The sequence below is a fragment of the Cellulomonas sp. IC4_254 genome, from assembly GCF_011603975.1.
In the GTDB taxonomy this organism is placed as follows: Bacteria; Actinomycetota; Actinomycetes; order Actinomycetales; family Cellulomonadaceae; genus Cellulomonas.
Map to the genome: position 1 here is coordinate 22,400 of NZ_JAANNB010000023.1, position 7,142 is coordinate 29,541.

7 protein-coding genes are annotated in these 7,142 nt (G+C 72.2%); all 7 read left to right on the top strand.

Annotated features, from left to right (window positions below; translation table 11 throughout):
* Positions 1 to 42 precede the first annotated feature (42 nt).
* Positions 43 to 1,437: an ABC transporter substrate-binding protein gene (locus G6556_RS04280; protein ID WP_166938899.1), complete on the top strand. Its 1,395-nt coding sequence runs from the start codon at positions 43 to 45 to the stop codon at positions 1,435 to 1,437.
* A gap of 101 nt (positions 1,438 to 1,538) precedes the next feature.
* A complete protein-coding gene (locus G6556_RS04285) occupies positions 1,539 to 2,528 on the top strand; it encodes a sugar ABC transporter permease (protein WP_166938901.1) in 990 nt (329 codons plus the stop codon).
* Entirely contained in the window at positions 2,525 to 3,499 is a 975-nt protein-coding gene (locus G6556_RS04290; protein ID WP_166938903.1) for a carbohydrate ABC transporter permease, read from the top strand. The genes G6556_RS04285 and G6556_RS04290 overlap by 4 nt, the downstream gene beginning before the upstream one ends.
* A 128-nt stretch (positions 3,500 to 3,627) precedes the next feature.
* Positions 3,628 to 4,608: an EamA family transporter gene (locus G6556_RS04295; protein ID WP_346774716.1), complete on the top strand. Its 981-nt coding sequence runs from the start codon at positions 3,628 to 3,630 to the stop codon at positions 4,606 to 4,608.
* Positions 4,609 to 4,869: 261 nt separating this feature from the next.
* Positions 4,870 to 5,403 carry a hypothetical protein gene (locus tag G6556_RS04300; protein ID WP_166938904.1) on the top strand — a complete coding sequence of 178 codons (534 nt, stop codon included), beginning with the start codon at positions 4,870 to 4,872 and terminating at the stop codon, positions 5,401 to 5,403.
* Between the two features lie 282 nt (positions 5,404 to 5,685).
* The gene (locus G6556_RS04305) at positions 5,686 to 6,756 is read left to right on the top strand and encodes a hypothetical protein (RefSeq protein ID WP_166938906.1); all 1,071 of its coding nucleotides are present in this window, start codon (positions 5,686 to 5,688) and stop codon (positions 6,754 to 6,756) included.
* A 4-nt stretch (positions 6,757 to 6,760) separates the two neighbouring features.
* On the top strand, positions 6,761 to 7,142 hold a 382-nt coding region (locus G6556_RS04310; RefSeq protein ID WP_166938908.1), incomplete at its 3' end, for a hypothetical protein.

Here is a 7,142-nt window from a genome sequence, read left to right on the forward strand (position 1 = left end):
CCCGCCTCGGCCGAGCAACCACGACGAGGTGGAGGCAGACGCATGATGAGGATCCGTCGTCGCGGCGCGAGCGCCGCGGTGGCCGGCGGGCTCGGGCTGGCGCTCGCGCTCACGGCATGTTCCGGCGACTCCGGCGACTCCGGTGACGGGGGCACCAGCGGCGGCGGGGACACCGGCGCCGCGAACGAGATCGACTGCTCCGCGTACGAGGACTTCGGTGACCTGAGCGGCAAGACCGTCTCGGTGTACACGTCGATCGTCGAGCCGGAGCAGCAGACGCAGGAGGACTCCTACGACCCGTTCGAGGAGTGCACCGGCGTCACCGTCGAGTACGAGGGCTCGCGCGAGTTCGAGGCCCAGCTGCTCGTCCGCATCCAGGCCGGCAACGCGCCCGACATCGCGTACCTGCCGCAGCCCGGCCTGCTGAACACGATCGTCACCGACTTCCCGGACGCGATCGTCCCGGCGCCCGACGCCACCGTCGCGAACGTCGACGAGTTCTTCAGCGAGTCCTGGAAGGAGTACGGCACGGTCGACGGGACGTTCTACGCGGCCCCGCTCGGCTCCAACGTGAAGTCGTACGTCTGGTACTCCCCGTCCATGTTCGAGGACGCCGGCTACGAGGTCCCGGAGACCTGGGACGACCTCATCGCGCTGTCCGACCAGATCGTCGAGGACGGCGGCATGCCGTGGTGCGCCGGCGTCGAGTCCGGCGACGCGACCGGCTGGCCGGGCACCGACTTCATCGAGGACATCGTGCTCCGCACCGCCGGTCCTGAGGTCTACGACCAGTGGTACACCCACGAGATCCCGTTCAACGACCCCCAGATCGTCGAGGCCTGGGACACTGCGGGCGAGATCCTCAAGAACGACGAGTACGTCAACGCCGGCCTCGGCGGCGTCGACTCGATCGCCACCACGCCGTGGACGGACGCGGGCTTCCCGATCCTCGACGGCACCTGCTGGCTGCACCGGGCCGCGAACTTCTACCAGACGCAGTGGCCCGAGGGCACCGAGGTCGCGCCCGACGGTGACGTCTACGCGTTCTACCTGCCCACCAACCAGACCGACATCAAGCCGGTCCTGGGCGGCGGCGAGTTCGTGGCGGCGTTCGACGACCGTCCCGAGGTGCAGGCGTTCCAGACCTACCTGTCGAGCGCGGACTGGGCCAACACCAAGGCCAAGACCACCCCGATGGGCGGCTGGGTCAGCGCCAACAACGGCCTGGACCCGGACAACCTGGCCACCGAGTTCGACAAGCTGTCGGCCGAGATCCTCGCCGACCCGAACTCCGTGATCCGGTTCGACGCGTCCGACCTGATGCCCGGCGAGGTCGGTGCGGGCACGTTCTGGACCGCCATCGTCAACTGGCTGACCGGCACCTCCACCGAGGACGCCGCGAAGTCCGTCGAGGACTCCTGGCCGGCCGGCTCCTGACGGACCGCCGCAGCACTCGACTGATCGGTTGACGGCCCGCCCGGCGGGTGGGGGGAACGACCCCCGCCCGCCGGGCGGGCCCGTCCGGCTCGGAGGCGTACATGGACTGGTTGACGAGCGCGAGCTCGGTGGGCGAGAAGTTCGCCCTGATGTTCCTGGCGATCGCGCTGTTCGTGGTCGTCATGGGCGCGATCCTGTTCCTGGTGGACCGGCCCAGCCGGGTCCCCCGGTGGGTCGTGGCCGCGGCGTTCGCCGGGCCCGCCCTGCTGCTGCTGGCGTGGGGGCTCGTGCGCCCCGCCGTGCTCACCCTGTGGAACTCGTTCTTCGACAAGCGCGGGAACGAGTTCATCGGGGTCGACAACTACACCCGCGTGCTGACCGGCGGGCAGTTCCAGAGCGTGCTGACCAACACCGCGATCTGGGTGATCCTGGTGCCGATCGCCTCGACGCTGATCGGCCTGGTCTACGCCGTCCTGGTGGACCGCACGCGGTTCGAGAAGCTCGCCAAGGCGCTGGTGTTCATCCCGATGGCGATCTCGATGGTCGGCGCGTCGATCATCTGGAAGTTCGTCTACGAGTTCAAGCCGGACCAGCCCGGCGTGAAGCAGACCGGCCTGCTCAACCAGGTGCTCGTCTGGGTGGGCCTGGAGCCGCAGCAGTTCCTCATCAACTCCCCGTGGAACACCGTGTTCCTCATCGTGGTGATGGTGTGGATCCAGACCGGTTTCGCCATGACCGTGCTGTCCGCGGCCATCAAGGCCATCCCGGACGACATCGTCGAGGCCGCGCGCCTCGACGGGCTCGGCGGGATGCGGATGTTCCGGTACATCACCGTGCCGTCCATCCGGCCGGCGCTGGTGGTCGTGCTCACCACGATCGCGATCGGGACGCTCAAGGTGTTCGACATCGTCCGCACCATGACCGGCGGCCAGTTCGACACGCAGGTCATCGCGAACGAGTTCTACACGCAGGCGTTCCGGCAGAACAACCAGGGCCTGAGCGCCGCGCTCGCGGTGATCCTGTTCATCCTGGTGATCCCGATCGTCGTCTACAACGTGCGGCAGCTGCGCAAGTCGGAGGAGATCCGATGACCACCACACCGCTCCCCCCGACCGGGCCGTTCGCCGAGGCGTTCGAGGAGACCGCCGACGCCGGCGGCGAGCCCGGACGCCAGCGCCGGCTGAGCCGCCTCGAGCGGCGCGCGATCGCCACCAAGGGCCGGCTGTCGTCGCCGTGGGCCTCGTTCGCCGCGATCCTCATCGCGATCCTGTGGACGATCCCGTCGATCGGCCTGCTCGTCACCTCGTTCCGCCCCGAGCTCGACATCCGCCGCTCCGGCTGGTGGACCGTGTTCGGCGGCCTGTTCAACGGCGAGGCCGAGTTCACGCTCGACAACTACGACCAGGCGCTGTTCGGCTCCGGGGCGAACCTGGCGACGTACTTCGTCAACTCGTTCGTCATCACGATCCCCGCCGTGATCATCCCGATCACGATCGCGCTGCTCGCCGCGTACGCGTTCGCGTGGATCGACTTCAAGGGCCGCAACCTGCTGTTCGTCGCGGTGTTCGCGCTGCAGATCGTGCCGCTGCAGGTCGCCCTCGTGCCGCTGCTGCGGGACTACGTGAGCGCGGGCGTCGCCGGGTCGTTCTGGACGGTCTGGCTGTCGCACTCCATCTTCGGCCTGCCGCTGGCGATCTTCCTGCTGCACAACTTCATGAAGGACATCCCGGCGTCCCTCGTCGAGGCGGCCCGCGTCGACGGCGCGGGGCACGTGAAGATCTTCTTCCGGGTGCTGCTGCCGCTGCTGGTCCCGGCCATCGCGGCGTTCGGCATCTTCCAGTTCCTCTGGGTGTGGAACGACCTGCTCGTCGGCCTGACGTTCGCGTCGCCGAACTCCCGGCCGCTGACCGTGGCGGTCGCCGAGATGGCCGGCAGCCGCGGCGGCGACTGGCACGTCCTCACCGCCGGCGCGTTCATCTCGATGGTGGTGCCGCTCATCGTGTTCATCTCGCTGCAGCGGTACTTCGTGCGCGGCCTCCTGGCGGGCTCCGTCAAGGGCTGACCCGCCGGGCGCCTCCGGGGTGGAGCGTCCTGCCCGACACGCTGCGGCGGGTCCGGCAGGGCGCTCCACCCACGTCCCGGCCCGTAGAGTGCGGCCCCGACGAGGGACGACGGCGGGACGGGGTGGGCGTGGCGGAGCCGGCGGTGCACGGCGGCGTGCTGGGCCGGGTCCCGGCCCCCGCGCTGTTCGCGGTCTCCGGGCTCGCCCAGTACGGCGGCGCCGCGCTGGCCGTGGCGCTGTTCGCCGTCATCCCGTCGCCCACCGTCGCCTGGCTGCGGATCGCCGTCGCCGCGCTGGTGCTGCTCGCCTGGCGCCGGCCCTGGCGCGCCCGGTGGACCCGGGCCGACCTCGGCGCGGCCGCCGCGTTCGGCGTGGTGCTCGCCGCGATGAACGTGTCCTTCTACGTCGCCATCGACGTGCTGCCGCTGGGCACCGCCGTGGCCATCGAGTTCCTCGGCCCCGTCGCCGTCGCCGCCGTCACCGGCCGGACCTGGCGCGAGCGGCTCGGCATCGTGGTGGCGGCAGTCGGCGTCGTGCTGCTCGCCGGCGTGGAGCTGAGCACCGGCGGCGCGGACTCCGTGCGCGGGCTGGTCGCCATCGGCATCGCCGCGGCGTGCTGGGCGGGGTACATCCTGCTCGGGCGCCGGGTCGCGCAGGGCCGGCGGGCCGGGGCGGGGCCGGGCGAGGCGCCTGCGGGCTCCGACGCCCGGCGCGCGGCCGACGCGCGGCCCGGGTCGGACGCGCGCCCCGCGCCCGACGGGATCACCTCGCTCGCGGTCGGCATGACCGCCGGCGCCCTCGTCGGCGCCCCGTTCCTCGCCGCCCTCGCCGCCCCCGTGCTGACCGACGCCGGCCTGGCGCTCGCCGTCCTCGGCATCGCGGTGCTGTCCTCGGTGGTGCCGTACGCGATCGAGCAGGTCGTGCTCCGCCGGGTGACCGCCGCGACCTTCGCCGTGCTGCTGGCCATGCTGCCCGCGACGGCCGCGGTGGTCGGCGCCGTCGCCCTGCGGCAGTGGCCGCACGGGTGGGAGGTCGTCGGGCTGCTGTGCGTGTCGGTCGCGATCGTCCTCACCGCGACCCGCCGCGCCCCGGGCGAGCCCGCCGCCTGAGCCACCTACGCAGCGTCTGGGGCCGGCGCCTGGGTGGTGCTCGCGCGCTCCTAGCCTGGGGCCGCTCCGCCTTCGGGCGTCGGGTCGGCCGACCCGGGTGAGGAGGGCAGCCGCCGGGGCTCGACTCGAGGGAGAGTTCTGTGCGCGTACTGACACGTCCGGCAGGGATGGCGATCGGCGTGGCGATGGCGCTGGGGGTGCCCGTCGCCGAGGCGCTGGCGCCCGAGCGGATGTGGCACGACCCGACAGGCGGCTGACGGCGTGGCCGCTGCGATGCGGCGCTCCGGCGGCCGGGGGTGGTTGCTCCTGGTCCTGCTCCTGCTGCTCGCCGTCGCATCCATCCCGTTGCGCGACCAGTTCCTCGACGACGCGTCGTTCCGCCGCAGCTACCCCGAGCGTTTCCAGCGCGTCGCCAACGGGTCGACGGTGCTCACTCTGGTGTCCGTCTTCGTCGTCCTGCTCCGGCCGCGCGTCCTGCGGTTCGTCCGGTCGCGCTCCTGGCACCTGGCCGATGCGCAGGAGGTCGGGGGCTGGCGGGCTCTGACCTGGACCGCGGTGCTCAACGCGGTCTACGTCGTCGCCGTAGCGGGTCCGGGCCGCTGGGTGGTCACGGCGGCACTCACGGCGTACGCGACGGGGTCGGAACGGTTCCAGGCGCCCAGCGAGGTGGTGGCGGAGGCCGCGGCCAGGTACGTCGACCGCGGCACAGGTCTCCTCCTCCTGGCGATGGCGGCCCACGCCGGCCTCGTCCACCTGGACGCCCGGAGTCACCGCAGCCGGGGCCAACGGGACTGAGCCCGGACACGACGCGGCCTCCGCGAGCCAGGGATCGCCGGTCGTCGTCGCCGATGGCTCGCAGGAGACGTCCGACCGCCTGGCCGGGGTTGCGGCTGGGGCGCGCCCCCCGCGTGAGCCACCTACGCACCGCCAGTGCGGAGCCTGGGTGGTGCCAGTGCGCTCCTAGCCTGGGGCCGCTCCGCCTTCGGGCGTCGGGTCGGTCGACCCGGGTGAGGAGGGCAGCCGCCGGGGCTCGACTCGAGGGAGAGTTCTGTGCGCGTACTGACACGTCCGGCAGGGATGGCGATCGGCGTGGCGATGGCGCTGGGGGTGACGACCGCGGTGCCCGCGACGGCGACCGCACCCCCCGAGCCGCGCAGCACGACGAGTCCCGTTGACCACACGCTGGTCAGCGAGATCGTCGGCGAGTCCTGGGCGGCCGCCGAGGCGCTGGAGCAGATCGGGCTCACCGCCGACGACCTGGTGCTGCCCGAGCGGGACGACGACCTGTACGCGCAGGTCGCGGTGGGGCTCCAGGCGTGGCTCGCCGAGCAGGCCGGCGAGCAGGCGGACGGCGTCGCCGAGGTCCCGGTCGGGGCCCGGGGCACTGCGGCGTCCGCCACGCGGGTGGGGAGCGAGGAGGACGACCTCACCCGCCAGCGGCTGGCCTACGCCCTGCACATCGCGGAGGTCAACGCGAAGCGCGACCGCCGCGCCGGGCCGATCGAGCGCGAGGTCGTGTACATGTACCTCTCGCACTACGTGGACACGCCGCGCGGGACGCTGCCCGGGCTCGACGCGCACTCGGACTACCACCAGTACTACGCGGCGTGGATCTCCGACGACGACCGGATGGTCTACGACCGGTTCCTCGCCACGAACGCGACGCTGGAGGGCGGCAACGCGCTGGTCGACTCGGCCAAGGCCCTGGCCGGGCTGCGCGACGTGGTGTCGGTCGTCACGCGCGACGGCCTTCGAGATCTCGCGCGGGTGGCCGAGAACGCATACGACGTCGTCGACGTGCTGAGCGGGGATCTCACCGACGCGATGGAGGCATGGACCATCTACCTCGGGTCGACGTCGGACGACCCGGAGCGGGTCGTCCGGGCTCTGGTCGCCGGCGACCTGTCCGGGGACAAGCTGGAGGCGAAGCAGCGCGAGCTCGCTCTCGACGTGCTGAGGGCGGTGGTCGTGGGGGCCGCGTTCGGTGGAGGGCCCGTCGCCTTCCTCGGCGCTGTCGCCCTCGGGGTGGCCGAGATGACCTACCTCAGCGTCCGGTCGTTCACGCAGCGCGCGAACTACGCCTCGATGATCGCCAGCAACCACGGCCGGGTCGCCGAGCGGATGTGGCGCTACCTGATGGGCGGCTGACCTCGTGACCGGTCCGGCACGTGACCCGGGCCGGTACCGACCTGAGATCAGGCACGCGAGCGGCCACCTGCGGCCGCACTGGTACCGGCGCCGGTGGGTCGTCGTGCTCGCGGGCCTGCTGCTGGTCGGCGTGCTGGATCTGCTGTACCAGCCGTTCCTCGACGCGGCGGGAGACCGCTCTCGATCCCCCTTCGCGTACCGGGGGAACGGGCGGTCGCTCTTCGGCTTCGTGCCCGTCCTCGTCGTCCTGCTCCGGCCGAGCGTCCTGCGGCTCGTGCGGTCCCGTGTGCGGGTCCTCGCCGACGCGCAGGACGGGGGAGGCTGGCGGGCGGGGGTGGCGACCGCGGTCCTGAACGCGGGATACGTCCTGGTCGTGGTGGGTCCGG

What these genes read in the sequence shown, in the direction of transcription:
- G6556_RS04280 (WP_166938899.1), top strand. Translation starts at nt 43, where the DNA reads ATGATGAGGATCCGTCGTCGCGGCGCGAGCGCCGCGGTGGCCGGCGGG.
- G6556_RS04285 (WP_166938901.1), top strand. Translation starts at nt 1,539, where the DNA reads ATGGACTGGTTGACGAGCGCGAGCTCGGTGGGCGAGAAGTTCGCCCTG.
- G6556_RS04290 (WP_166938903.1), top strand. Translation starts at nt 2,525, where the DNA reads ATGACCACCACACCGCTCCCCCCGACCGGGCCGTTCGCCGAGGCGTTC.
- G6556_RS04305 (WP_166938906.1), top strand. Translation starts at nt 5,686, where the DNA reads ATGGCGATCGGCGTGGCGATGGCGCTGGGGGTGACGACCGCGGTGCCC.